Source organism: Vibrio sp. AIC-3 (genome assembly GCF_013114515.1).
Taxonomy (GTDB): Bacteria; Pseudomonadota; Gammaproteobacteria; order Enterobacterales; family Vibrionaceae; genus Vibrio; species Vibrio crassostreae_C.
In genome coordinates this window covers 37,403-62,598 of the sequence record NZ_VTXG01000015.1, presented here as the reverse complement: position 1 = coordinate 62,598, position 25,196 = coordinate 37,403, and the positions used below count along the sequence as shown (strand labels likewise).

At 44.8% G+C, this 25,196-nt stretch carries 22 protein-coding genes; 6 read left to right on the top strand and 16 right to left on the bottom strand.

Going from position 1 to position 25,196, the window contains the following annotated elements:
- Positions 1-70: 70 nt before the first annotated feature.
- The 3 genes from F0229_RS12265 to prmB form a co-directional block, all read right to left on the bottom strand.
- Positions 71-1,528, bottom strand: a complete 1,458-nt coding sequence (locus F0229_RS12265) for a protein adenylyltransferase SelO (RefSeq protein WP_065583674.1) — start codon at positions 1,526-1,528, stop codon at positions 71-73.
- A 535-nt stretch (positions 1,529-2,063) separates the two neighbouring features.
- On the bottom strand, positions 2,064-2,705 hold the full coding sequence (locus tag F0229_RS12260) for a LysE family translocator (RefSeq protein ID WP_017060639.1): 642 nt from the start codon (positions 2,703-2,705) through the stop codon (positions 2,064-2,066).
- Between the two features lie 226 nt (positions 2,706-2,931).
- A complete protein-coding gene (gene prmB / locus F0229_RS12255; RefSeq protein ID WP_171732949.1) occupies positions 2,932-3,864 on the bottom strand; it encodes a 50S ribosomal protein L3 N(5)-glutamine methyltransferase in 933 nt (310 codons plus the stop codon).
- Positions 3,865-3,926: 62 nt separating this feature from the next.
- Between prmB and smrB the strand changes: the two genes are divergently transcribed.
- On the top strand, positions 3,927-4,457 hold the full coding sequence (smrB, locus tag F0229_RS12250; protein ID WP_048661493.1) for an endonuclease SmrB: 531 nt from the start codon (positions 3,927-3,929) through the stop codon (positions 4,455-4,457).
- 108 nt (positions 4,458-4,565) lie between these two features.
- Here smrB and sixA read toward each other — a convergent pair whose 3' ends face one another.
- Complete coding sequence (sixA, locus tag F0229_RS12245; RefSeq protein ID WP_019824826.1) at positions 4,566-5,030, bottom strand: phosphohistidine phosphatase SixA; 465 nt, start codon at positions 5,028-5,030, stop codon at positions 4,566-4,568.
- A 305-nt stretch (positions 5,031-5,335) separates the two neighbouring features.
- Here sixA and F0229_RS12240 point away from each other — a divergent pair, with 305 nt between their 5' ends.
- Entirely contained in the window at positions 5,336-8,113 is a 2,778-nt protein-coding gene (locus F0229_RS12240; protein ID WP_171732948.1) for an insulinase family protein, read from the top strand.
- A 303-nt stretch (positions 8,114-8,416) separates the two neighbouring features.
- Here F0229_RS12240 and fadJ read toward each other — a convergent pair whose 3' ends face one another.
- Positions 8,417-10,633: a fatty acid oxidation complex subunit alpha FadJ gene (fadJ, locus tag F0229_RS12235; RefSeq protein ID WP_102332825.1), complete on the bottom strand. Its 2,217-nt coding sequence runs from the start codon at positions 10,631-10,633 to the stop codon at positions 8,417-8,419.
- Positions 10,633-11,940 (bottom strand): acetyl-CoA C-acyltransferase FadI, encoded by a 1,308-nt coding sequence (gene fadI / locus F0229_RS12230; protein WP_017060645.1) that lies wholly within the window; start codon positions 11,938-11,940, stop codon positions 10,633-10,635. The genes fadJ and fadI overlap by 1 nt, the downstream gene beginning before the upstream one ends.
- A gap of 551 nt (positions 11,941-12,491) precedes the next feature.
- Between fadI and F0229_RS12225 the strand changes: the two genes are divergently transcribed.
- The 4 genes from F0229_RS12225 (at position 12,492) to F0229_RS12210 (ending at position 16,946) form a co-directional block, all read left to right on the top strand.
- Positions 12,492-13,040 (top strand): sigma-70 family RNA polymerase sigma factor, encoded by a 549-nt coding sequence (locus F0229_RS12225; RefSeq protein WP_017060646.1) that lies wholly within the window; start codon positions 12,492-12,494, stop codon positions 13,038-13,040.
- Positions 13,033-13,761 (top strand): DUF3379 domain-containing protein, encoded by a 729-nt coding sequence (locus F0229_RS12220; RefSeq protein WP_017060647.1) that lies wholly within the window; start codon positions 13,033-13,035, stop codon positions 13,759-13,761. The genes F0229_RS12225 and F0229_RS12220 overlap by 8 nt, the downstream gene beginning before the upstream one ends.
- A gap of 297 nt (positions 13,762-14,058) precedes the next feature.
- A complete protein-coding gene (locus F0229_RS12215) occupies positions 14,059-15,327 on the top strand; it encodes an outer membrane protein transport protein (RefSeq protein WP_069597167.1) in 1,269 nt (422 codons plus the stop codon).
- 296 nt (positions 15,328-15,623) lie between these two features.
- Entirely contained in the window at positions 15,624-16,946 is a 1,323-nt protein-coding gene (locus F0229_RS12210) for an outer membrane protein transport protein (RefSeq protein ID WP_010439423.1), read from the top strand.
- A 94-nt stretch (positions 16,947-17,040) separates the two neighbouring features.
- On the opposite strand, the gene F0229_RS12205 is transcribed toward F0229_RS12210, so the two are convergent.
- The 10 genes from F0229_RS12205 to ccmA all read right to left on the bottom strand — a co-directional run bounded on the left by F0229_RS12205 (position 17,041) and on the right by ccmA (position 25,059).
- Entirely contained in the window at positions 17,041-17,826 is a 786-nt protein-coding gene (locus tag F0229_RS12205; RefSeq protein ID WP_102332828.1) for a VacJ family lipoprotein, read from the bottom strand.
- Positions 17,827-17,950: 124 nt separating this feature from the next.
- Positions 17,951-19,171 (bottom strand): c-type cytochrome biogenesis protein CcmI, encoded by a 1,221-nt coding sequence (gene ccmI, locus F0229_RS12200; protein ID WP_171732947.1) that lies wholly within the window; start codon positions 19,169-19,171, stop codon positions 17,951-17,953.
- Positions 19,171-19,662, bottom strand: coding sequence for a cytochrome c-type biogenesis protein (locus tag F0229_RS12195; RefSeq protein WP_171732946.1), 492 nt, complete (start codon positions 19,660-19,662; stop codon positions 19,171-19,173). Before F0229_RS12195 ends, ccmI begins: the two co-directional genes overlap by 1 nt.
- Positions 19,659-20,210: a DsbE family thiol:disulfide interchange protein gene (locus F0229_RS12190; RefSeq protein WP_017060653.1), complete on the bottom strand. Its 552-nt coding sequence runs from the start codon at positions 20,208-20,210 to the stop codon at positions 19,659-19,661. The genes F0229_RS12195 and F0229_RS12190 overlap by 4 nt, the downstream gene beginning before the upstream one ends.
- 5 nt (positions 20,211-20,215) lie before the next feature.
- Entirely contained in the window at positions 20,216-22,186 is a 1,971-nt protein-coding gene (locus tag F0229_RS12185; protein WP_136979573.1) for a heme lyase CcmF/NrfE family subunit, read from the bottom strand.
- Positions 22,183-22,665 (bottom strand): cytochrome c maturation protein CcmE, encoded by a 483-nt coding sequence (ccmE, locus tag F0229_RS12180; protein WP_017064106.1) that lies wholly within the window; start codon positions 22,663-22,665, stop codon positions 22,183-22,185. Before ccmE ends, F0229_RS12185 begins: the two co-directional genes overlap by 4 nt.
- A complete protein-coding gene (gene ccmD, locus F0229_RS12175; protein WP_009848525.1) occupies positions 22,662-22,868 on the bottom strand; it encodes a heme exporter protein CcmD in 207 nt (68 codons plus the stop codon). Before ccmD ends, ccmE begins: the two co-directional genes overlap by 4 nt.
- Before the next feature lie 14 nt (positions 22,869-22,882).
- The gene (locus F0229_RS12170) at positions 22,883-23,623 is read right to left on the bottom strand and encodes a heme ABC transporter permease (protein WP_102332830.1); all 741 of its coding nucleotides are present in this window, start codon (positions 23,621-23,623) and stop codon (positions 22,883-22,885) included.
- 148 nt (positions 23,624-23,771) lie between these two features.
- A complete protein-coding gene (gene ccmB / locus F0229_RS12165; RefSeq protein ID WP_017060658.1) occupies positions 23,772-24,440 on the bottom strand; it encodes a heme exporter protein CcmB in 669 nt (222 codons plus the stop codon).
- A 1-nt stretch (position 24,441) separates the two neighbouring features.
- Positions 24,442-25,059: a cytochrome c biogenesis heme-transporting ATPase CcmA gene (gene ccmA / locus F0229_RS12160; protein WP_017060659.1), complete on the bottom strand. Its 618-nt coding sequence runs from the start codon at positions 25,057-25,059 to the stop codon at positions 24,442-24,444.
- Positions 25,060-25,196: the final 137 nt, after the last annotated feature.

Below are 25,196 nucleotides of genomic sequence, written 5' to 3'. Positions count from 1 at the left end.
ACAAACAGATAAAGATCACAACTTAGTGACCTCTATCTGAATCTTTAGGGCTTAATCCGCTATTGGTTGGTTATGAAGAGCAGCTGATCTCCATGGCTTTACCCCACTCAGGAGGTAGAGCCGCAAGGTATTCATAATCCGGGTGTTCCGCATAAGGGTCTGCCAGTACCACCATCAAAGCGTCAATATCGCTGCTATCACCGCGCTCTGCTTTGTCTATCGCTAGCTGAGCTAGGTAGTTTCTGAGGATGTATTTCGGGTTTACCTGTCTCATATTTTCGCAGCGCTCGACCACTGAGCTATCTTCCAATTCGCAGCGTTGTAAGTAGTTATCTACCCACAGTTTTGCTGCCTCTCGATCAATTATCAGATCAATCACTTCTTGTGGCGACAAGGTGTCTAGGTTCGATAGCGTTCTAAAGAACCTTGGGTAGTCGACTTTGTTTTGCGACATCAGCTCGAACATAGATTCAAACAAACGACTGTCGCCTTCTTGTTTCGAAAGTAGCCCCAACTTACGACGCATCATCTGACTAAAGTAACCGTTCATTTGCGGTTCGTACTGCTCTAAAGCCGCCTCTAAGTCGGCCTTATCCACCAGCGGAGAAAGTGAGTGAGCCAGTGCCGACAGGTTCCAAAGCCCTATTCTTGGCTGCTGGTTAAAAGCATAACGACCTTGGTAATCCGAGTGATTACAGATCAATCTTGGGTCATATTCATCAAGAAACGCGAACGGACCATAATCGAAAGTTTGCCCGATGATCGACATGTTATCGGTGTTCATCACGCCATGAGCAAAACCATTCGCTTGCCACAACGCAATCATCTCCGCGGTACGGTCAACAATCTGATTAAACATAGCAGCGTAGGGTTTCTCTTCATCGAGACACTCAGGGAAGTGCCATTCAATGACTTTATCGGCCAGCAACTTATGCTCAGCCAACTGATTGGTATAAAACAGATGTTCAAAGTGACCGAAACGGATGTGTGATTCGGCAGCACGCACCAACAATGCGCCCCACTCTTGCTTCTCTCGATATACCGGTGTGTCGCTGGTCATCATAGCCAACGCGCGAGTGGTTGGGATATTGAGCCCTGCCATCGCTTCGCTACATAAGTACTCACGAACGGTTGATCGAATAACAGCGCGTCCATCGCCCATACGTGAATAGGGCGTTTTACCGGCACCTTTAAGGTGTAAATCGAACGTTTCGCCACTTTTCGCGACAATTTGAGCTAATAACAGCCCTCTTCCATCACCTAAATCCGGGTTATAAGAACCAAACTGGTGGCCTGCGTATTTCATTGCTACAGGCGAAAACTGCTCAGGTTCAACATTGCCAGATAACGTTTCAAGCAATTCCTCGGAAGCATCATCAAATGACAAAAAACCGAGTTCATCCGCAAGCTTATGATTCCATGCGAGCCATTGGACATTGCTGAGCGGTGTAGGTTGAATTGGGGTATAGAACAGTCGAGGTAATGCAGTAAATCGATTGTTAAATGAAATAGAATCCCAGACAGACATGAGAGATACACTGTAGATAAAAGATAACTTAAGATTATCACAGTTTCGTAACAACTTCAGAAGTGCGATGGCGCTTGTTTATAGAGGTAAGGTGATAAACCATTCCACAAGAAGAAAGTGGTGACTAGGAGTAAATTACTGGGGGATGCTTGCTAGAAGAAGATGACTAAGAAAAAGTTAAGTGGCTAGCCTGATGAGAAAAGCCACATTTATAAGAGAAAGAGTTCTGACTTTGAAGACTTTTTAACAAGTGATTTCATAATAAAAACTAAAACTATAGAGCCATGAAGCTGACTACATTAGAGCAAGAATACCCACTAGAGAAAGGGTAGAGAAAATCCAAGTACGACTGATTACGCCAAAGTTACTGTGTTGAATCATTTCTTGATGCTGCATATGTCTCTCCTTGAGAACGTGATGGTGTAACTACAATATATCGGCTTTTCGCCAAAAGCAGCAAGCACATTAATATTAACCTTTTATGACAGCATCAAGAATATTCTGTAACCATTCACCTCTCTGATAAAACAGAAAGTTATGCTCGACTGGTCGTCGAAAGCAGTGCGCCAGCCCCAATAAAGACACCTCCAGTGACACGATTAAAGACCTTGGCTCGACCTTTCGCAAACAACCAATTTGACGACTTCGCCCCCAAGTAGGCATACACCAATAACCAAGACAATTCCATCACTGCGAAGGTAAAAGCAAACACGGTAAACTGTGGTAATAGCGCAATTGAGGGATCAATAAACTGTGGGAAAAGTGCAGTAAAAAACAAGATAGCTTTGGGGTTACTCGCGCCAACAATAAAGCCACTTAAGTAATGCTGCGCAGCGCTTTCTTTGACAGATTGAGCACCGCCTTGTTGATCCGATAACTTGTCATAATCTTGTTGGCTAGAGCGCAGAGACTTCCAACCGAGGAAGATCAGATAAGCTGCACCAGTCCATTTTATGACATTAAATACCACTTCAGACGAAGCAATAATTACCCCTAGCCCGGTAAACGATAAAGTTAAAATACCAGTAATCGCAGTTAAGCTCCCCAAGGCAGTAAATATTGATAATTTAAAGCCCGATTGCACACCTTTGGTCATACACAATAAAGAACTTGGGCCCGGCGATGCCGTTAAAATCAGTACTGCCAACAAATAATAAATCCATGTATCAAAGCTCATCGCGAATTCTCCTTAACTCACTAAATCGGCTAAACATTAGTCACCAATATGTAATAGCTATGCATATTAGGCAACTAAATATTGAACATTATTTATTCTGCGTTGATTACTTAATCCCAAAATGGCGGCAATAAAAAACGCCATGCATTGCTGCATGGCGTTTAAATTAAAACGTTTCAAATAGAACGTCTTACCAAGTACGAAGCTAAAAACTAGCCGTTATTAACTAGTCTTTGTAGATAGAGAACTCATCAGCACAAGCAACGAGCTGTTCGCGAGTGATCATGAATACGCCGTGACCACCGTTAGAGAATTCAATCCAAGTGAATGGAATCTCAGGGTACTGATCCATCATGTGAACCATTGAGTTACCTACTTCACAGATAAGAATACCGTCGTCAGTTAGGTAGTCTGGTGCGTTAGCTAGGATACGGCGAACCAATTTCAGACCATCTGTACCCGCAGCTAAGCCAAGTTCTGGTTCATGAGTAAACTCATCCGGCAGGCTATTCATATCTTCTTCGTCCACATAAGGCGGGTTAGATACGATCAGGTTGTATTTCTCTTTTGGCAGATCACGGAACAGATCAGAACGGATTGGGAACACTTGTTGCTCCATGCCGTGATCTTGAACGTTCTGCTCTGCAACTTGCAATGCATCAGTAGAGATGTCAATTGCGTCAACTTCTGCTTCAGGGAATGCGTGAGCACAAGCAATAGCAATACAACCACTACCCGTACACATATCCATGATGCGAGCTGGTTCTTCAGTTAACCAAGGTTGGAATTGAGCTTCGATCAGCTCACCAATTGGAGAACGAGGTACGAGAACACGCTCATCAACGAAGAACTCAAGACCACAGAACCAAGCTTTGTTGGTTAGGTAAGCCGTTGGTGTACGATCATTAATACGCTTAATTACGCGCTCAACAATACGCAGACGCTCGCTGCTCGTTAGACGAGAGTTCATCACATGCGAAGGAACATCAATCGGCAGATAAAGAGTAGGTAAGATAAGTTGTACTGCCTCATCCCACGCGTTATCAGTGCCGTGACCATAAAATAGGCCCGCTGCGTTAAAGCGGCTAACAGTCCAACGAATCACATCTTGAAGCGTGTGTAGTTCTGATACCGCTTCTTCTACAAAAATCTTATCCAAAATTGTCTCCGAAAAGCGCTACAATACTGCTAATTACGTTTCTAATTAGAATTCATAACCTGATGAGCAAAAAAGACACCGACTTCGATGACGATTTCGCCCTGTTCAACGATGCAGTAAAGGGCGTTAAAAAGTTGCAACAGGATACCATAGTCCAGCAGCCAAAAAGAAATGCCAAGCAAAAAGAAATTACTCGAACGGCAAGACAAGCCAGTGATAGCGAGTTTTATTTCTCGGATGAGTTCATTCCACACCTTAGCGAAGAGGGTCCGACACGCTATGCGCGTGATGATGTCTCGAAATATGAGGTAAAGCGTCTACGTCGCGGTGTCTACGTTCCTGATGTGTATCTCGATATGCATGGTATGACTCAACAAGAAGCCAAACGTGAACTTGGCGCTATGATTGCGCACTGCGTAAAAGAGAGCGTGGCGTGTGCCTGTGTTCAGCATGGTATCGGTAAACACATCCTTAAACAGAAAGTGCCGTTGTGGTTAGCACAACACCCTGATGTGATGGCTTTTCACCAAGCGCCATTAGAATTTGGCGGTAACGGTGCGTTGTTGGTACTGCTTTCGATTCCTGAGAAGTAATGCTGGCTTGCGAATCGCTCCATCACCAAAAACAAAAAAGGGCATCTCAAATCATTGAGATGCCCTTTTCACTTTAGTATTCCAATTGAAAGGTTGTCTTCACTTTCACTATGGATTGATGTTCCAAAGTAACTCACCTTTTTGTGTCTCAAGATTGAAGTCGATACACGCTAAGCCCGAAGTGGGAAACATAGGCGGTGCCATGCCCGTTGCAAACTCTGCTGTTAGGTAGCCCACTAGAGGTAAATGAGAAACAAATAAAATGGTCTCTAGTTTTTCTACTTCAGCCATTGCTAAGGTCAAATCAAACACATCGTCGGACATACCATAAGGCGTAATATCATCACAGGTTTCGACTTTCTTTCCAGAAAATGCCTGAGATATCTCTAACCACGTTTCTTGTGCCCTTAAATATGGACTCACCAGCACTTTATCGAATTGACTAATCCCCTGCTCATTTGCAGCTTGTGCCACTGCAAGAGAAGCCATTTTCCCGCGCTTGGTCAACGCTCGTTCTGCATCCGAATCCGCAAAATGTTCTGCTTCACCGTGGCGCATAATGAATATTTTCATGTTCAATCCTGTCTTCGTAACATGTCGAAAGTCGATATATCCCATATATCAGCGAAACGCTACTTAGGTTTGGCTCTCAATCCAGAGAAACCGCAGTCAATATAAATAATTATATCAAGTCACTTGCCAAAGAGTTCGACTTTCTTAACAATCTTGTTAAAAGAAAATAAATTACTGATAAAAATCGATAAAAGTGATTTAGAAATCGCCAAAAAGCACTTCATATCCCAAAATATGATTACAAGGTTTGCACGCCGAATCATCGGGTACATAATTTAAAAACCACCTTCTCTGGAGATGCTCCTGTGCACTTAAGCCCAAATGATGAACATCAATACCGCTACATAACCTTAAATAACGGGTTACGTGTACTGTTAGTTCAGGACCAAAATGCTCAAAAAGCAGCAGCCGCATTAGCCGTCAATGTGGGGCATTTTGATGACCCTACAGACCGAGAGGGTTTAGCTCACTACTTAGAGCATATGCTATTTTTAGGAACTGAAAAGTATCCAAAGGTCGGAGAGTTCCAAAGTTTTATCAGCCAGCATGGCGGCAGCAACAATGCTTGGACAGGAACAGAGCACACCTGCTTCTTTTTTGATGTTGAATTGAATGCGTTTGAAACCGCACTCGATCGCTTCAGCCAATTTTTTACCGCTCCGCTGTTCAACGAAGAGGCATTAGATAAAGAACGTCAAGCCGTTGATTCCGAATATAAGATGAAACTCAACGACGATTCGCGACGCTTGTACCAAGTTACCAAAGAACTGGTGAATCACAATCACCCATTCTCGAAGTTTTCTGTCGGTAATATCGATACGTTGGGCGACAGAAACGGCGAGACGATTCGACAAGAGATTTTAACTTTCCACCAGCAACAATATTCTGCAGACCTGATGACGCTGACTCTGTCTGGCAATCAACCCTTAGATGAGATGCAAGGCTGGGTTGAGGATCGCTTTAGCTCGATTACCAATCACAACCTGCAAGGCAAGAAGGTTGAAGTACCGATTATCGGCGAGTTAAGCACGGGCGTTCAAGTCCGTGTTGAGCCGATTAAAGAAGTGCGAAAACTTATCTTAACCTTCCCGATGCCAAGCATGGACGAACACTACGGTGTTAAACCACTGTCATTCTTCGCACACCTATTGGGTTACGAAGGAGAAGGTAGCTTGATGATGCAACTCAAAGAGAAAGGTTGGATAACATCCCTCTCTGCGGGTGGTGGGGCGAGCGGCAGTAACTACCGTGATTTCACGGTCAGCTGCTCATTGACCATCGAAGGTTTAACCAAAACCGATAACATCATCCAAGCGATATTTCAGTACATCAAATTAGTAGAACAACAAGGCATAGAAGAGTGGCGTTACCTAGAAAAACGTGCCGTTTTAGAGTCAGCTTTCCGCTTTCAAGAGCCAGCAAAGCCGCTTGATGTCGTCAGCCACCTTGTTATCAACATGCAACACTACCAAGAACAAGATGTAGTGTATGGCGATTACAAAATGTCGCATTTCGATGACGAATTACAACGTTCTTTGCTTCCTTATTTAAACGTCGACAATATGCGTGCAACCATTGTTGCTCAAGGTTTCGAGTATGACAGAGAAGCAAAATGGTATTTTACGCCCTACTCAGTCACGCCTTTTAGCGCAGAACAAGTTCAATGCTTTACGTGCATTAACCCCGGTTGGCAGTTTGAGCTCCCAAGTAAGAACCCATTTATTTGCTACGATCTAGACCCAACTGAGCTCGAAGGTGATGCTAAATACCCACAACTTTTAGAAGAGCTCGACGGCTTTAAGCTATGGCACCTGCAAGACCATCAATTTCGAGTACCTAAAGGTGTGGTATATGTCGCTATCGACAGCCCGCACTCAGTCGCCAGCCCGAGAAATATCGTAAAAACACGCTTGTGTGTAGAGATGTTCCTAGACTCTCTGGAAAAAGACACCTATCAGGCTGAAATCGCCGGTATGGGTTACAACATGTATACCCATCAAGGCGGGGTAACTCTCACTCTGTCTGGATTTAGCGAGAAACAGCCACAACTACTCAATATGATTCTTGAACGCTTCCAAGCACGCGACTTTAGTCCAGCACGCTTCGAAACGATTAAGCATCAATTACTCAGAAACTGGAATAACGCGTCGCAAGATCGCCCTATTTCACAGCTGTTTAATGCGATGACTGGGATACTTCAGCCAAATAATCCGCCCTATTCGGTGTTAATTGAAGCTCTGGAAACGATAGAAGTCGATGAGCTCTCTTCTTTCGTTCAAGCAATCTTAGCGGAACTGCATGTTGAGATGTTTGTGTATGGCGACTGGAAGAAAGCCGATGCACACAAAATGGCAGAAACGCTAAAAGATGCACTGCGCGTTCAAGATCAGGCTTACGAAGAGTCGCTGCGTCCGCTAATTATGCTGGGTGAAAACGGCAGCTTCCAACGTGAGGTGGTGTGCAACCAAGATGATTCGGCAATCGTTGTTTATTACCAGTGCCCGGATATCTCGCCTAAAAACATTGCGCTGTATTCACTGGCAAACCACTTAATGTCAGCCACTTTCTTCCATGAGATACGAACCAAGCAGCAGCTAGGTTACATGGTCGGCACAGGCAACATGCCGCTCAACCGACACCCAGGTATTGTGTTGTATGTACAATCACCTAATGCTGCTCCAGCAGACTTATTAACCTCGATAGACGAGTTTCTCAACGCCTTTTATATGGTGTTGTTAGAGCTTAACGACTACCAATGGCACAGCAGTAAACGCGGCCTCTGGAATCAGATTTCGACACCAGATACGACTTTGCGAGGGCGTGCTCAGCGCTTATGGGTTGCGATAGGCAATAAGGATGTTGAGTTCAACCAGAGAGAGCGCGTATTGGAAGACCTTAAGGGGTTAACTCGCTCAGACATGATGCGTTTTGTGGTTAGCCAGCTAAAACCACGCACGGCAAATCGCCTGATTATGCATGCTCACGGTAATGCTCATAATGAGGAAGAGAAGCTGTCAGCAGGTGTTGAAATTGGCTCTATTGATGAGTTTCAGTTACGCCCGAAAGATACTGAGCTAGGCTGATAAAGCTGGAATGAAAATCATAAGGTTGATGTGAAAGCATCAACCTTTTTTATTGGATGCAGCCCAAAAGCAGATCTCCTATTACGCTCCTTCGTCGCTTTAGGAGATGACGGTAGTTTTGATTGACGTGTGTTTGACCACCTTTCTAATCAACGCAATAACTTACTTTTTATCTATCAATCATCATTCCCGAGAAGGAGGAACGACTGAGTCGGGAATCTCATTCCTTTCACACTCGTTCATAAAACAGAAAAGCCCGCATTAATTGCTTGATACGGGCTTCTTAATCAATGAGTTAGAGAGTTACTTGTAGAAAGACTCACCCAATCCAGCACGTGTCAGTAGGCCATCACATGGCGCGAAACGATCACCGTACTTCTTAGCGAAATCGTTCATCATCTCAACCAGTGACTTAATGCCGATTTGATCCATATAACGGAACGGACCACCTAGGAATGGCGGGAAACCGATACCGAAAATCGCACCGATATCACCATCACGAGGGCTGCGGATAATGCCGTCGTCTAGACAACGAACCGCTTCGTTTAGCATAGGTAACACACAGCGCATCGCGATATCGTTATCGCTCAACTTAGGATCTGGTTGCAGCTTAAGCAGCTTGTAAACTGACTTATCCACTTCCTTCTTCTTGCCTTTGTAAGTGTAGAAACCTTTACCACTCTTGCGGCCTTTACGATTGTCATTCAAAAGAATATCGAACACATCAGGACCTTGGAAACGATCGCCAAGCTCATTCACTAAAATCGGAATGATCTTCGCACCGATATCAACACCCACCTCATCTAATAAAGTGATAGGACCAACCGGGAAACCGAAGTCCAATAACGTACTGTCGAGCTTTTCAATCGGCTCGTTCGCTAGCAGTAAATGCGCTGCTTCGTTCATGTACGGAGCAAGAATACGGTTCACATAAAAACCAGCCGTGTCTTTCACAACAATCGGCGTTTTACCTTGCTTCTTCGCTAATGCAACAACCGTAGAAATCGTCTCTTCTGACGTCGTTTCATGAGGGATAACTTCTACTAGCGGCATTTTTTCGGCTGGGCTGAAGTAGTGAAGACCGACCACGTTTTCTGGTCGCTGCGCCTTCTCCGCAATCTTATGGATCGGCAATGAAGACGTATTCGTCGCGAAAATAGTCTCTGGCTTGGCATTGGCTTCGATGTCCGCAACCATTGACTGCTTAAGGTCGAGGTCTTCAAATACCGCTTCAATCACCACATCGGTGTGATTAAAGCTCGTAAAGTCGATACCACCAGACAGTTGAAGCATCTTACTTTCAAGGCCCGCTCGGCTCAGAATGCGACGCTTACGCTGCTTATCGAACAACTTGAAGTTGTAGTTAAGCGCGTTCAGTACACCTTCATTTGATACGTCTTTAATGCGTACAGGCACTTTCGCCTTAGCAACACTGACATGGCTGATGCCTGCGCCCATAAGACCACCGCCTAGCACACCAACACGCTTAACCGCTTTGGGTTCTGCGTCTGCGCCGTGTTCTTTTTTCATTTCCGTGGTTGCAAAGAAAATCGAACGAAGGGCTTTAGACTCTGAAGTCATAACCAGTTCTGAGAAACGCTTCGCTTCATACTGAAGACCTTTATCAAAGCCGTTCTCAAGGCCATAACGAATCACGTCTAAAATCGCATCCGCTGCTGGGTAATTGCCGCGTGTTTTCTGATTGGTCTTCTTAGAAGCTTGTTCAAAAATCACTTTACGACCAAGGCCGTTACGTGAAATCAGCTTTTCTTTGGTCGACGCTTGGCTTTTCGACGCAAGGCGCTTACCTTTTTTACTGCCCGTATTCTTTTCAACAAAGCTTTTAGCGACTTCAAGCAGGATAGTTTCAGGCACACAAGCATCGACAACACCGAGCGATTTCGCTTTCTTAGCGCGCAGTTGCTTACCCGTAAGGATTAGGTCAAGAGATGGCAACAAACCAATAAGGCGAGGTAGACGCTGTGTACCGCCAGAGCCTGGTAACAGACCTAACTGTACTTCTGGCAGACCAACGCGAGTCTTATCTGAATCGGTACATACACGGTAATCACACGCCAGTGCAAGCTCTAAACCACCACCTAAACATGGGCCGTGAATCGCTGCGACTACTGGGTACGGTAGTTCAGAAAGCGTTTGGAACATCTCCTGCCCTTGGCGAGCCAGAGACTGTGCTTCGTCAGCCGTTTTACACGCATCAAGCATTCTTACATCAGCACCAGCGATAAAGTTATCTGGCTTAAGAGAATGAACGATTAGGCCCTTAACTCGGCTTTGCTTTTCTTTGAGTTGCTCGAAGATGGCTTTCATTTCTTCAGCAAAAGCCGCTTGCAGCGTGTTCATTTTCTCGTTTGGTACATCAATCGCTAACCAAGCAATATCTTGCTCATCGATATTGAGAGTAAATGCTGTCGCTTTCTTTTTGGTTGATTCAGTCGCAGAGGTTGAATCTGGTTGAGCGACTGTTTCTTTTTCTGTTGTTGCATCAAGAGTCGTAGACATTATTCTACCTCCAAGATCATTGCTGCACCTAAACCACCAGCCGCACACGCTGTGTTCAGTGCCAAGCCGCCACCGCGACGTTTCAGTTCACGTAATGTTTGAGTCATCATGCGTGCGCCAGTCGCTGCAAACGGATGTCCGTAAGCAATCGAGCTACCCAGCACGTTGAACTTCTCCATATCAATCTCACCGATCGCTTTGTCGCGGCCAAGATTCTTCTGTGCAAACTCATCGCTTGCGAACATTTTCACGTTAGCCAAAACTTGGGCAGCGAATGCTTCGTGCATTTCGATCAGTGTTAGGTCTGACAACTCTAAACCGGTGTTCTTTAATACTTGTGAGGTCGCGTAAGTCGGGCCCATCAGCATATCTGTTTCAACACCAATCGCTGAGAACGCATAACCACGAATATAACCAAGCACTTCTAAGCCTAGTTCTTTCGCTTTACCTTCGCGCATCAACATCACTGCTGCACCGCCATCGGTAAGAGGCGTAGCATTGGCTGCCGTTACACTGCCGTACTTTCTATCAAAAGCAGGACGCAGCTTAGCGTAACCTTCAACCGTTGAGTCGTGGCGAATGTTGTTGTCTTCCGCTAGATACTTTTTGTAAGGCGCCGGGAATGCAGTCATCACTTCGTCTTTAATCTTGCCTTCTTTCCATGCCTGAGAAGCCAAAGAGTGAGAACGGTGAGCAAGTGCATCTTGAGCTTCGCGAGTAATACCATGCGTCTTAGCCATTTGCTCAGCCGTTTGTCCCATGGATAAACCGGTCGAGTATTCAGCAACTGCAGGTGGTACTGGCATCAAATCTTTTACGGAAAGCGTTTTAAGAATCTTCAGCTTTTGACCCATAGTTTTCGTTTTACTCAGCGCTAATAGATTTGCCGCTAACTTTTTCGAAACACCGATAGGCAATACAGAAGAAGAGTCCGCACCGCCCGCAATACCGATATCAATCGTGCCAGCCATAATGCTTTCGGTCACGTTAACTGCCGCTTGGAAGCTGGTCGCACATGCTCGTGTGACACTGTAGGCATCGGTATTGATGTTCATGCCTGTGCCCAACACGATTTCACGCGCAATGTTCGGCGCTTCTGGCATTTGCACTACTTGGCCGAACACAACTTGTTCGATAAGCGCAGGATCGACATCCGTTCTTGCAAGCATTTCGCTCACAACCATTTTGCCTAGGTCAACCGCAGGCACTTGGCTAAATTCTGTGCTCTGACGAGCAAATGGGGTTCGTAATCCAGCGACAACGGCAACACGTTCTCCAGAACGCGTTTTGACTTCCTGTTTGCCCATGGTTTCTCCTTAAAGTTAAGAGGTCTGACCTGAAGCATTGTAAAGAAGTTGTTAATTAAATCAAACGAGCGTTTAAATAAACGTGATACGAGTATCTCACTGTTTGAAAATATAACTGCGCATTCAGGCGAACCTTTTTGGGGGAAAGGTTGTCGTAAGAGACTAAACTATTGTAAGCAAAGACTGTTATCGCTGTGTAGGGAATGGTTTTCTTGAGGCAAAAAAAACCACACAAAGCTGTGTGGTCGGAATGTATATAAAGCAATTAACTTAGCGCCAATTGAAATAATCAGTTTCCTGATTAGGAGAAAGTAAAGTCAGCCTTCAAAAGGAAGTGTCGTCTTGCTCAACATGCTAGCCACGAATGACTAACTAGACGACAAGGTGTACTATAACGAGTTCGAGGCCTTAGATTTTGAAGTAGATCAATTTTAATGTGATTTTACGATTTCCTGCCGATCGTTAGCTCTAAAAATATAAAAACGAAGCACAACGTATAGAGGACAGCTATACGCAGAGCAATTATGGAGGCTCGTGTGTCAATAATAAAAATGTTTGGAAAGAAAACAGCCAAGCGTCCGGTCAACTCTGATATGGACAAACAAAGAAAATACGAAGCACTTGTGCGCGCCTATCATCGTGACCTCTTTCGCTACGCCTATTGGTTATGCAAAGACAAAAGCATTGCCGAAGACTTAGTTCAAGAAACTTGCCTTCGTGCATGGAAGTCACTCGATAGCCTTCAAGATGAAAAAGCCGCCAAATCTTGGCTGATTACCATCTTGAGACGCGAGAACGCTCGACGTTTTGAACGCAAACAGTTTGATCTGGTTGATATCGACGATCACGGTAACGATGCTAGTGTCAGTGATGACCCGCACCATCAGCATCAGTGGTTGCAAGCCCAGATCATGAAACTTGAAATTGATTACCGTGAACCTCTCTTCTTGCAAGTGATTGGTGGTTTTAGTGGTGATGAGATTGCCGATATTCTCGATCTCAACAAAAACACGGTGATGACACGTTTATTCAGAGCTCGAAATCAGTTGAAAGAGCTGTTGGATACAGAAGAGGCAGAGAGGGGGCAACATAATGGATGATTTGGAATTTCGTCGTCGTGTATTGTCGGAACCTAAACAACGTACACAAGATATTGTTGATGCGACCGCGAATAGCGAAGCCAATAGTAACTTCTTAGACGATGTACTAGCGCTTGATAAACAGATCCACTCTGCGATGAATGTGGATGTGCCAGACGATCTTGCTGATCGTATTCTGTTCAATCAGACCTCAAGCGAAGAAAGCAAAGTAGTAAGGCCAACGTTTGCGAGACGAGCAATGGCAATGGCCGCCTCAGTAGCATTCGTTGCAGGTTTATTAGTTGGCCAAGTGAATTGGGGAAATGCATTCGTTTCACCTGCGCAAGCTAGTTTAGTTGATACAGCGATGAAGCATGTTGTTGATGAGAAGAGCTTTGTTAGTAGCATCGATGAACAGGTTACATCGCAGCAGATCAACGCAAAAATGAACCCATTTGCTTTTCAGTTTGATGACGCTTTCCCTTACCATGTTTATTACCTAAACCACTGTGGCTTTGGTAAATCCAACGCAGTACATATGGTCTTCCAAGGCGCAAAAGGCAAAGTAACACTGTTTTTAACCGGTATTCCAACAGACAAACCTATCGATTTTGATGAAAAAGGCATGTCCGGCTCGGTAACACCCGTAGATGGCAGCAGCTTAATCCTTGTGGGTGAAAATGGTGAGGATGTTTCCAAAATCGCCGAAAAGCTGACAAAAATGATCAAACCAATGAGCTAATTCGCTCTTAAAGCCCCGTCACAAAAGGCCCAGCAATTATATTACTGATATTGCTGGGCTTTATTTATAAATAAACCACAAAACCATTCACACCACCAATACCTCTAGAGTTAAAACTCTAAAAAACAGCATTTCACACCATTTTCGTGCCAGATAGGCGTCATTTCCATAATTTTCCACTCAAAATTCCCAATGGTCGGATTTGTATATCGTATACTTGCGAATAGGATCAGCCACCATTGAGCAATTGCTCAAATTAATCGCCCTGTAGAGGCGGATATATAAAGGAATAAATGAATGACTACCAACAACACGCGTCTGTTTAAAAAGTCTCTTTTAGCAGTAACAATTACACTGGCGTCTTCGCAAGCGATGGCAGCAGGTTTCCAACTTAACGCACAATCAGCAACCGGCATCGGCCGTGCTTTCGCTGGTGATGCAGTAATCGCAGATAACGCGTCAGTAATGGCACGTAACCCTGCAGCAATGGCACTATTTGACAAAACTGAGCTTTCGCTTGGTTTTGAAAGCATTACTTCAATGATTGAAGTAAACGATGCTGAATACAATATTAATGGCAGTCCAATTCCGGTTGCCGACACGGATGATGTTGGTGATACATCTATCGCGCCAAATATCCACCTTATCGTTCCAGTAAATGATAAATTCGCTTGGGGTGTTAATGCGTACTCAAACTTCGGTACTAAGACAGAGTTTGATGATAGTTATACTGCAGCTGAATACGGCGGCTTAACAGATGTTCAGAGCATTAACTTTGGCCTTGCTGGTTCATACCGACTGAATAAACAATGGAGCTTTGGTGCAGGTTTAGACCTTATTTACGGTCAAGGCACCATGAAAAGAGAAACTAGTGCAGCTCTAGGTGTAGCTAGTGGCGGTTTAGTTCCTGCCGGAACAACATTAGTCGATGTTGATGAGGCTGATGGTTGGGCTGTGGGCTTCAATGTTGGTACTGTATATGAACTAGACGAAAACAACCGCTTCGGCTTAGCTTACCGCTACAGTCCAGAGATCACAGCTAAAGATGATAAAGGCCAAGAAATCACCTTACCTTTACCTGATATCGCTGAATTCTCGGGTTACCACAAAATCGAAGATACTAAATTCGCAGTTCACTACTCTGTACAATGGATTGGTTGGGGTGCATTCGATCAAATCGACTTTGAAAACTTACAAGGCTCACCTCTTGGCTCGTCGTATGCGAAACAATACCAATGGCAAGATGGCTGGCACTACGCTATTGGTGGTACATACTACCTAAACTCTGATTGGACTCTTCGTGCAGGTTACATGTACGACACAAGTGCACAGGATGAACTGACTTCAATTTCTGTTCCAGATTCTGATCGTCAATGGTTCTCTGCTGGTTTCACATACCACATTGACACAGTTTCTAATGTTGACTTCGGCTTCACATACCTAATGGGTGATGATGTAGATGTATCAGAAACTACGCCAGTCGCTCCTGGGCTTTCAACCGGTGTTAACGCAACAACACATGCTGATGCAATCCTGATGGGTCTGCAGTACAGCCGTAGCTTCTAATATAAGCTAATAATTTATCCCCAAAGGGTCGCATTATGCGACCCTTTTTTATTACCTAAACCACTGACCCACTTCAATTTAAGCTTACAGCTGTAGCCTGCAAGACCAATATATGACTACAAGTGTACGCTCAAACTTCGCAACACAGCCGAAACATTTAGATTATTTCTCTAATAATTAAACACATTTACTCATTAAATCCCTAAAACACTGTTTTATTCGAATTTCATTTTTAAAGTAATGACTCTAAAAGTAGAATCACGCCACTAAATACTTATGATTCAGCGAACATAATAATGAAAATGAATAAGACTCTTCTATCTGCTGCTGTGGCAGTTGGACTACTTTCGACTTCTACCGTAACTCACGCGGCAGGTTTTCAACTAGCAGAATACTCGGCAACAGGCCTAGGCCGCGCATACGCTGGTGAAGCAGCAATGGCAGACGGTGCAGATGCTCAATGGCGTAACCCTGCAATGCTGACTTACCTAGAAGGTACACAAGTTTCTGTTGGTGGTATTTACGTTAACCCTAACATTGATGTTAAAGGTGAAGTAAACCACGCTCACCCAGCGTTAGGTACAAGCCAAGCATCTTCAAACGATTTCGCAGATGACGCTATTATCCCGAATCTTTACATTTCTCACCGTTACAACGAAAAGTTTGCTATCGGTTTTGCATTTGGCACGAATTACGGAATGGAAACGAATTTAGGTGACGACTTCAACGCATCTCATTTCGGTAACGAAGCAAGCGTAATCACTAAAGAAGCTAACTTAAACTTCGCTTATCAAGTTGTTGAGCAAGTAAGCATTGGTGGCGGTATCCGTTACGTTATGGGTGAAGGCAGCTTCGGTGCAACAGCACCAGCGAAAAATGCAATTGGTCTAGATTCAAACCAAATGCCGATCTCAGCTCCAGAAGGCACTACACTGAAATATATGGAAGGTGAAGACACCGCTTGGGGTTGGCAAGTAGGTACAGCGTGGCAGATCAACGAAGACCACCGTATCGGTTTTGCCTACAAGTCTGAGGTTGAGCTGAAGTTAGAAGGTCACGCAGAAGGCATCGGCTTTGGCATGACACCTGGTCAACGTGACAATGGACATATGATGTTAGCACTTCCTGCAACAGCAGAGCTTGCAAGTTTCCATCAACTCACTAAAGCACTTGCAATCCATGCTAGTTTTAATTGGACTGACTGGAGTTCTTTCGAAAAATTGCAAGCTGAGCTAGATACATATGGTAGCCATACAGTTAAGGTTGAGAATTGGGAAGATAACTATCGCTTTGCTGTAGGCGCAACTTACCAAATTGACCCTAAACTGGCACTACGTACAGGTGTGGCTTACGATACTTCTGCAGTTAGCGATAAAAACCGTACTATCACTATTCCAGAAACTGACCGCACATGGTTAAGTGTTGGTGCTGGTTACCAATGGTCTGAACAGCTTTCATTGGATGCTGGCTTTACTTACATCATTGCTAAAGATGCTCCCATCACAGAATCTCGCGGTTACGCATCTGACGATGCAGCCGAAGCTGTTGGCGGCCAATTTATTGGTACAACAACGGGTAATGTTTGGCTAGTTGGTGTACAAGCTAACTACCGCTTCTAATCTGTTTTACTTAATCTAAAGTAACAAGCATTAAAAAGGCTCGATGTTGTATCAACATCGAGCCTTTCTTTTGTCGATTTTCTAAAACGTATTTCTAGTAATCTTCTAGATAACCATCAATGAAGTCTTCTTCTTCGAGATCAAACTCTTCAGGTTCAATTTCGGCTTTAAAGTCACGACGTTGAATGTAGACCTCACGAGTCAAAGCATATGGATCTGGCGAGTCGTCCAATAGTGATTCTTGTGACACTAACTGAGCGCGAGTCTCCATACCTTCAAATGCCCACTTACCTAAGCTAGCCCAGAAGTTCAAGAAAGACAGAGGCACATACATACCATCAACGGTTTCAGTTACTTCACGCGTTGTTATTGGGCCATAACCCGGCACCATGAAGTAGGGACCATTCCCTACCCCGTAATGACCAATCGCATCAGAGAACGACTTATCATCGTATTTGGTGATCCCCGCTTCGCTGGCAATATCGATTAAGCCTAACAAACCAATCGTTGAGTTAATCCAAAAACGATTGAAATGGTCGAGTGCTTTTTCACCATTGCCCATAATAAGGTTATTCACCATGCTTGATGGTTCGTCTAAGTTGGCTAGAAAATTGGATATACCAGAACGTACTGGCACAGGGGTGTAGTCAACATAAGCGAGGGAAACAGGGCGAACTAAATAAGGATCTAGATATTCGTAGTTGATATCCCACATCGCTCGGTTGAAGCCTTCAAAAGGATCATTCGGGTGGGACTCTTCGACGTATTCAGAGGTTTCGAGGTTATCATCGTCAACACTTTCGTCCGGCGCACTTGAACACCCAACCGTTAAGCTTGCGATAAAAAGTAAACTCGAGAGTCTTAAAACACTGACAGACATATCACCTTTTCCATAAGGAATTCAAATAATAAAAAAGGCCAGCAATCGCTGGCCTCAATTGTTTGGCTAAGTCTATACCGTTTATCTGCAAATCGGAATAGCTAACACCTATGCAAAGTGATGATTAATATTGCTTATTGATATCAATGGTAACTGGAGCACCCAGTTCAACCACTTCACTTTCACCGTACCAATCGCCTTCGCGAGTTGAAACGTTGCCGTCTGTATCAAGCCTAGCTCTAACCATCAGAGTTTCAAGGCTAGACAGCTCTTGTCCTTCCAGCATGCTGTTGCCGTCATCTAGCACAACCGTACGAGGGAAAGTCCCTAGTGGGTAACGAGCGGCTGCGATAGGCATTGGAGAACCATCTGCTCTGTGTACTGAAACAATTAACACTGAGTTAGGGTCAGCATTCACGTCTGCAGATAGATCGAGCGTTACAGCAACAGTCTTACCTTGGTCGACACCCATATTGTCGCCCATTTTCTTCTGAGCACTTTCAATACTGCGCGAAAGCATTTCATAGCGACTGTCTTGTGGACCAATCATCTGCTGCATGATGCTCCAGTACTTCACCGCACCTGGGTAGTCTTGACGCTCAAACGCATCAAACGCAAGCAGTGAGAACACACGAAGGTCAACGTAATCGTTTTGAATCAAACGGCTCAAAATCAAACGAGCTTGGTTTTGATCAGCTTCATCAGGAGAAAGCATCAGTGCTTGTGCGAAACCTAACTGAACATCTTCATTCTTAGGTTCAAGCTTGTAAGCTCGTTCCATAGAATCTTTTGCTGTTTCAGCGTCGCGGTTAGCCAGTGCAATACGACCGAGTAGCAACCAACCTGTTGAATCTTTTGGTTGGTAATGCAGACGAGTACGAAGCGCCAGAGTCAAATCTTCCAGTTCATCATCCGTTAGTGCACCACCTTCCGATGACATTAGCTTTTTAGACAATTCAGGAAGGTTCGAGCTCACTTCTTGCCAGTGTTGAACTTTGTCCAGTGCACCGAACTTAAAGTACAAACCATAAGTCACAACGACGACAAGAATGATCGACGGTACAACCACACCAAGCGTAGAGATTTGAGTTTTCTTCACCTCTTCTTGTGCAGGAACATCATCAAGCAGAGACTGTTTCAAATCAGCGATCAGTTCTTGTTGGTTATCAACAAGACCTTCCTCTGCTTCTACTTCTAACTCGACAAGACGATCTTTATAGAATGCTTTGTTCAACTCGTCGCGAAGCATCTCGTCATTGTTTGCCTTCTTGTTAATAAAGGGCAGAACAATTAAGAAAATTGCCGCTAGCGAAAGGATAATGGTAGAAATCCAAAATAGAGTCATTACTTCTTATCTCCGTCGTTCTCTTCATCGAGTAACGCTTTTAAGCGAGCTTCTTTGTCTGCATCCCAGTCTTGATCTGACTCTACTGCTGCTTTTGATTTTGACTTTCTGCTTCGTAAAATAATCAAACCAAATCCAAACACAACAACCGCAAACGGACCAATCCAAAGGATCGATGTTGCTAGTGTCAGTGGTGGATTGTAAGTCACAAAGTTACCGTAGCGAGCAATCATGTAATCAATGATATCTTGCTTCGACTTACCGTCTTTTGTCATCTCGTACACTTTTTGACGTAAGTCGACCGCTAACTCAGCGTTCGAATCACCAATCGTGTTGTTCTGACATTTAGGGCAGCGTAATGTATTGCTTAGCTCTTTGAACTGCTGCTCTTGATCTACGGTATCAAATTCATGAAATTCGATAGGTGCAGCAGAAACCGTCGCTGAGATTGCGAACGTAGCAAATAGAGTAATCAATGCCTTTCTAATCATTTCGATTCCTCCAACAACTCTTGATACATCGGCTCAAGCGTCGATGCCCAGTTGGTCGGGTTCACATCACCAACATGGCGGTAACGAACCACACCGTTAGCATCAATTAGGAAAGTTTCAGGTGCGCCATACACGCCGAGGTCAAGACCTAGCATGCCATTACCATCAAACAGGCTAATTAGGTACGGGTTACCCAACTCTTTTAGCCAACCAACCGCTTTGTTGCGATCATCTTTGTAGTTAAGACCAATGATCTTAACGCCTTGATCCGCAAGCTTGTTCAGGTAAGAGTGCTCTGCATAACAAGTAGGACACCAAGTCGCCCACACGTTAAGAAGCAGTGGCTCGCCTTTAAAGATCGCTTGATCATGAAACTTACCTGGTTGTTCTAAGTCTTCTAGACCAAACTCAGGAACAGGCTTACCAATCAATACGGATTCTAGCTTAGTTGGGTCATCGCCCGACTGGTTGCGCATTAATTGCGTTGCAAAGATTCCAGCTAGAACCATGAACGCAATCAATGGAATGAATAAAATCTTCTTGTTCATTCGAATTAAGCCTCCTGCTCTTCAGCCGACTTTTTGATTGGCTTACGGAAACGGTAACGACGGTCACTGATAGCAATAGCGCCACCAATCGACATAATCAAAGAACCTGCCCAGATCCAACGTACAAATGGTTTGTAGTAGATACGTACAGCCCAAGATTTGTTGTCGTCTAAACGTTCACCCATTGCAATGTAAAGGTCGCGCGTTACGCCACGGTCAATCGCTGCTTCTGTCATCATAGACTTAGCTGTGGTGTAGAAACGTTTTTCAGCGTGAAGCGTGTTGATGTATTTGCCTTCTTTAGTAATTTCAAAGTCAGCAATGTAACCATCGTAGTTAGGACCATCTTTGTCACGAACCCCTGTAAACAGGAAGCTGTATTCTTCAAGCTGGTAGCTTTCACCTGGCGCCAGACGTACATCACGTTCGATGCTGTAGTTTTGCACCATCGCGATACCAATCACTGTCACGGCTAAACCTATGTGACCACACATCATTGCCCAGTGGCTACGAGGTAGCTTAGTTAGACCTTTCAAGAATGTATGACGGTGAGTCGCACGCTCATGCAGCTCAAAGCCGTGCATGAAGATGATCCAGAACGCCATTACCCAACCAGCAAACGCAGTACCACTGAAGCGGTCAGCCAGTAGAGCAACCATTAGCGCACTCAAGCCAAGTGAGAGTGCACCTGAAATCAGCATTGGTTTAACAAGCTTAGACAGGTTGTCACGTTTCCATCGGATCAGAGGACCGATACCAAGCAGGAACGAGAACGGGATCATTAACCAGAAGAACAACATATCAAAGAATGGTGCACCGATAGATACCGAGCCCAAGCCTAACTGTTTGTGAACTAATGGCAGTAGCGTACCGACTAACACAACGACAAGCGCTGCAATCAGTAAGATGTTGTTACCAAGCAGTGCGTTTTCACGAGAAACCAGATCGAAGTTACCGCGAACACGAACCGATGCGCCTTTAATAGCAAACAACAGCAGTGAACCACCGATAACGAAGACTAGGAAACCTAGGATAAACATACCGCGAGCAGGATCCGACGCAAACGCGTGAACCGATACCAAGATGCCTGAACGAACTAAGAATGTACCTAGTAAGCTTAGCGAGAATGCAGAGATAGCCAGCAATACTGTCCAAGCTTTAAATGTGCCACGCTTTTCTGTTACCGCTAGTGAGTGCATCAGCGCAGTACCAGCCAACCAAGGCATGAATGAAGCGTTTTCTACTGGATCCCAGAACCACCAGCCACCCCAGCCAAGTTCGTAGTAAGCCCACCAAGAGCCTAGTGCGATACCTACTGTTAGGAATAACCAAGCTGCGATTGTCCAAGGACGAGACCAACGAGCCCATGCCGTATCTAAACGACCACTCATTAGAGAAGCGATGGCGAAAGAGAACGCTACCGAGAAACCTACATAACCCATGTAAAGCATTGGCGGGTGAATAATCAAACCCGGGTCTTGCAGTAGTGGGTTCAAGTCGCGACCATCTACAGGGAAGAAAGGCAATGTACGTAGGAACGGGTTAGACGTTACGATAATGAACAGCAAGAAGCCGACAGTAATCAAACCCATGATAGCCAGTACGCGAGCCACAGACTCTTGAGGCATACCACGACTGAATGTCGCTACTGCTACAGTCCAACCCGCTTGGATGAGAACCCAAAGCAGTAATGAACCTTCGTGAGCGCCCCAAACCGCCGTAATTCGGTAGTACCAAGGCAGTTGGCTATTCGAGTTACTTGCTACGTATTGAATCGTAAAATCATTGGTGTAGAACGCGTAACACAAGATAAAGAACGAAATCGCTAAGAATCCGAACATACCCCACGACAACGGTCGTGCGCTGTTCATCAATAATGTGTTATTTCGAGCGGCTCCATACAATGGGAGCACGCTTAGCAGCAATGCAAGTCCCAAGGACAGGATCATCGCAAAATGGCCGATCTCGGCTATCATTGAGCATTTCCTTCTTTTTGTTCAGTCGTGTATTGCAAAGGCTCATGGGTTTTCTTCATTGCTTCCGCAACTTCAGAAGGCATGTACTCTTCATCGTGCTTTGCCAACACCTCAAACGCTTCGATTGTCGTTGCATTTTTAAGGACACCCTGAGCAACAATACCTTGGCCTTCACGGAAAAGATCAGGAAGGATGCCATCGTATAGAATCGTTACTTTAGGGCCTACATCTTGCAAATCAAAGCTTACACGTAGTGATTCATTGTCACGGCTTACAGAGCCGACTACGACCATGCCACCAATACGTAGGCGTTGACCAACTTCAGGTTTTTTACCATCTTTGCCGTTGACCAGCTCAGTTGGTGTGTAGAACAGATCCATGTTCTGGTTAAGTGCGTAAACCATCAATCCAACAGTCGCACTGATACCAAAAAAGATCGCTAAGACAATGCCCAGCCTCTTTTTACGTCTTGGGTTCATAGAGTGTTCTCCATATTTTTTGCTGCATCGATACGAGCCTGACGATCAATCTTAGCTTGTACTTCATTTAGTAATTGCTTACCACGACGAACGCTTACGACCAGTAAAATGATCATCGCGAGAAATGTGATTCCAAATGCACTCCATACATATGAGGCGTAGCCCCCCATGGCAAAGAAATCACTCAAAGATTCAAAATACATAATTACCTACCCTACTACGCTTTTTCGGCCGCAAGCTTGCGAACCCATGGACGGTGACTCTCTTTACTGATGATTTCGTTACGGAAACGAACCATAGTCACAGCACCAAAGAAAAAGGCGAAGCCGAAGATGTTAAGAAGAAGCGGCCATAGCATGTCACTTGAGATCGAAGGTTTTGCGAACTTAGTAATGGTCGCGCCTTGATGAAGTGTATTCCACCACTCTACAGAGAAGTGAATGATAGGGAGGTTAATCACGCCTACGATAGCCAAGATACCCGCCGCTTTCGCTGCTGTTTTTTGGTCGTCAAAAGCGTGGTGTAGTGCGATCACACCCAAGTATAGGAATAGAAGAATCAGCTCTGAGGTTAAACGCGCATCCCAAACCCACCAAGCACCCCACATTGGTTTACCCCAAACTGCGCCAGTTAGTAACGCAATGAAGGTAAACACAGCGCCAATCGGTGCCATCGCCAGTGCGGCCATGTCTGATAGCCTTACCTGCCATACCAAACCGATAAAGGCAGCAATCGCCATCGACATGTAAACGCCCATCGACCAGATTGCAGACGGAACATGGATGTAGATGATACGGAAGCTATCGCCTTGTTGGTAATCAGAAGGCGCAAATGCAAGCCCCCACACGGTACCGACGGATAGACACAATAGCGCTAGGATCGAAAACCATGGCAAAAGTTTACCAGCAAGCTGATAAGAGGTTTCTGCTTTGGCATAGGGATGGAGCCATTTCCACATGTTGTAATCTCACTCTTACTTCATATTGCTTACAGCTATTAAAGCTATAATTATAATAATTTTATTTGTCTTGCTTTCAGTTTTATTGACTCTATGAGTCCAATCGACACATTTGGTTCACATTGGCTATACGATAACGGAACCCCAATCAGTTCACACTTACTCTAAGTGCGGCACTGATCGCAAAAGGCGTCATAGTCATCGCACCCATTAACATTGCCCCAAGCACCGCCAATTGACCGTTGTATGCAACGCCCAAAGCCGCAGCGTCAATTGCTGACGTCGCGAAGATTAAAATGGGGATGTAAAGCGGCAAGATTAACAGGCTTAACAGGACTCCGCCCTTCTGTAACCCAACGGTTAACGCAACACCAATCGCACCAATAAAACTCAATGCGGGTGTTCCTACCAGCAAGGTCAACACAACTGAGAGCCATGTATCAAAATCTAAAGACAACAAAACAGCCAATAATGGGCTGATTAAAATCAATGGTAACCCGGTCAACAACCAGTGTGCTATGACTTTGGACAATACTACCAACTGCAACGGGATTGGCATCAGCATCATCTGTTCAAGGGCGCCATCTTGAAAATCATCACGGAAAAGACGCTCTAAAGAGAGCAATGCAGAGAGCAAAGCGGCCACCCAAACAATACCCGCAGCAATACGCGCAAGTAGGTTTGGCTCTGGGCCAATACTCAAAGGGAAAAGCGTGATAACAATGATGAAGAACCACAAAGGGTTAAAGATATCCGCTTGACGTCGAAACGCGATAAGCAGTTCGCGTCGGATAATCGTGGTCATTGAAGAGATCATATTACTCACCCAACTTTATTTTTCTTAGTTTCGGGCTATCAGCAAACATATCTTGGTGTGTGGTTAACAACACAATGCCACCGTTGTCTGCATGCTGAGAAAAAAGAGATTCGAGAACTTTCACGCCCTGCTTATCAATGGCAGTCAGCGGCTCATCAAGAATCCACAACATTTGCTTGCTCAACCAAAGGCGAGCCAACGCAACTCGGCGTTGTTGGCCTGCTGAAAGTTGCCCCGCAGGTACGTCTTCTCTGCCCGCAAGCCCGACTTGAGCCAGCGCGTGATAAAGCTCTTCTTTGCTGGTACCGCCACTGTGAATCGACTGATAAAAGCTCAGATTCTCATAAGCACTAAGCTCGCGCTTTACGCCTGTTTGGTGACCAAGAAAAAGTAAATTTTGATGATAAACATCTCGACTCGATTCAATAGACTCACCGTCCCAAGAGATAGTGCCGTCATCGCGATCGCCTAAGCCAGTAATAATCCTAAGGAGTGTCGTTTTCCCGGTACCGTTACGACCTTCAACTTGAACCAGCTCACCTGGTTTCAATTGAAAAGACAACGATTCAAACAGAATCCTGTCGTCACGAATAGCAGTTAAATTTGAGACTTCTAGCATAGGTAAATTTAGTCGAGTAATGAGAGCACTATAGTAGCACACCAACATGGTGACAAAACAGGACTAGGCGTTTTCGATAGAACAAAGTCGGTAAGAAACTGTTACCACCTCATCACAATTTACACATTTTCATCAAC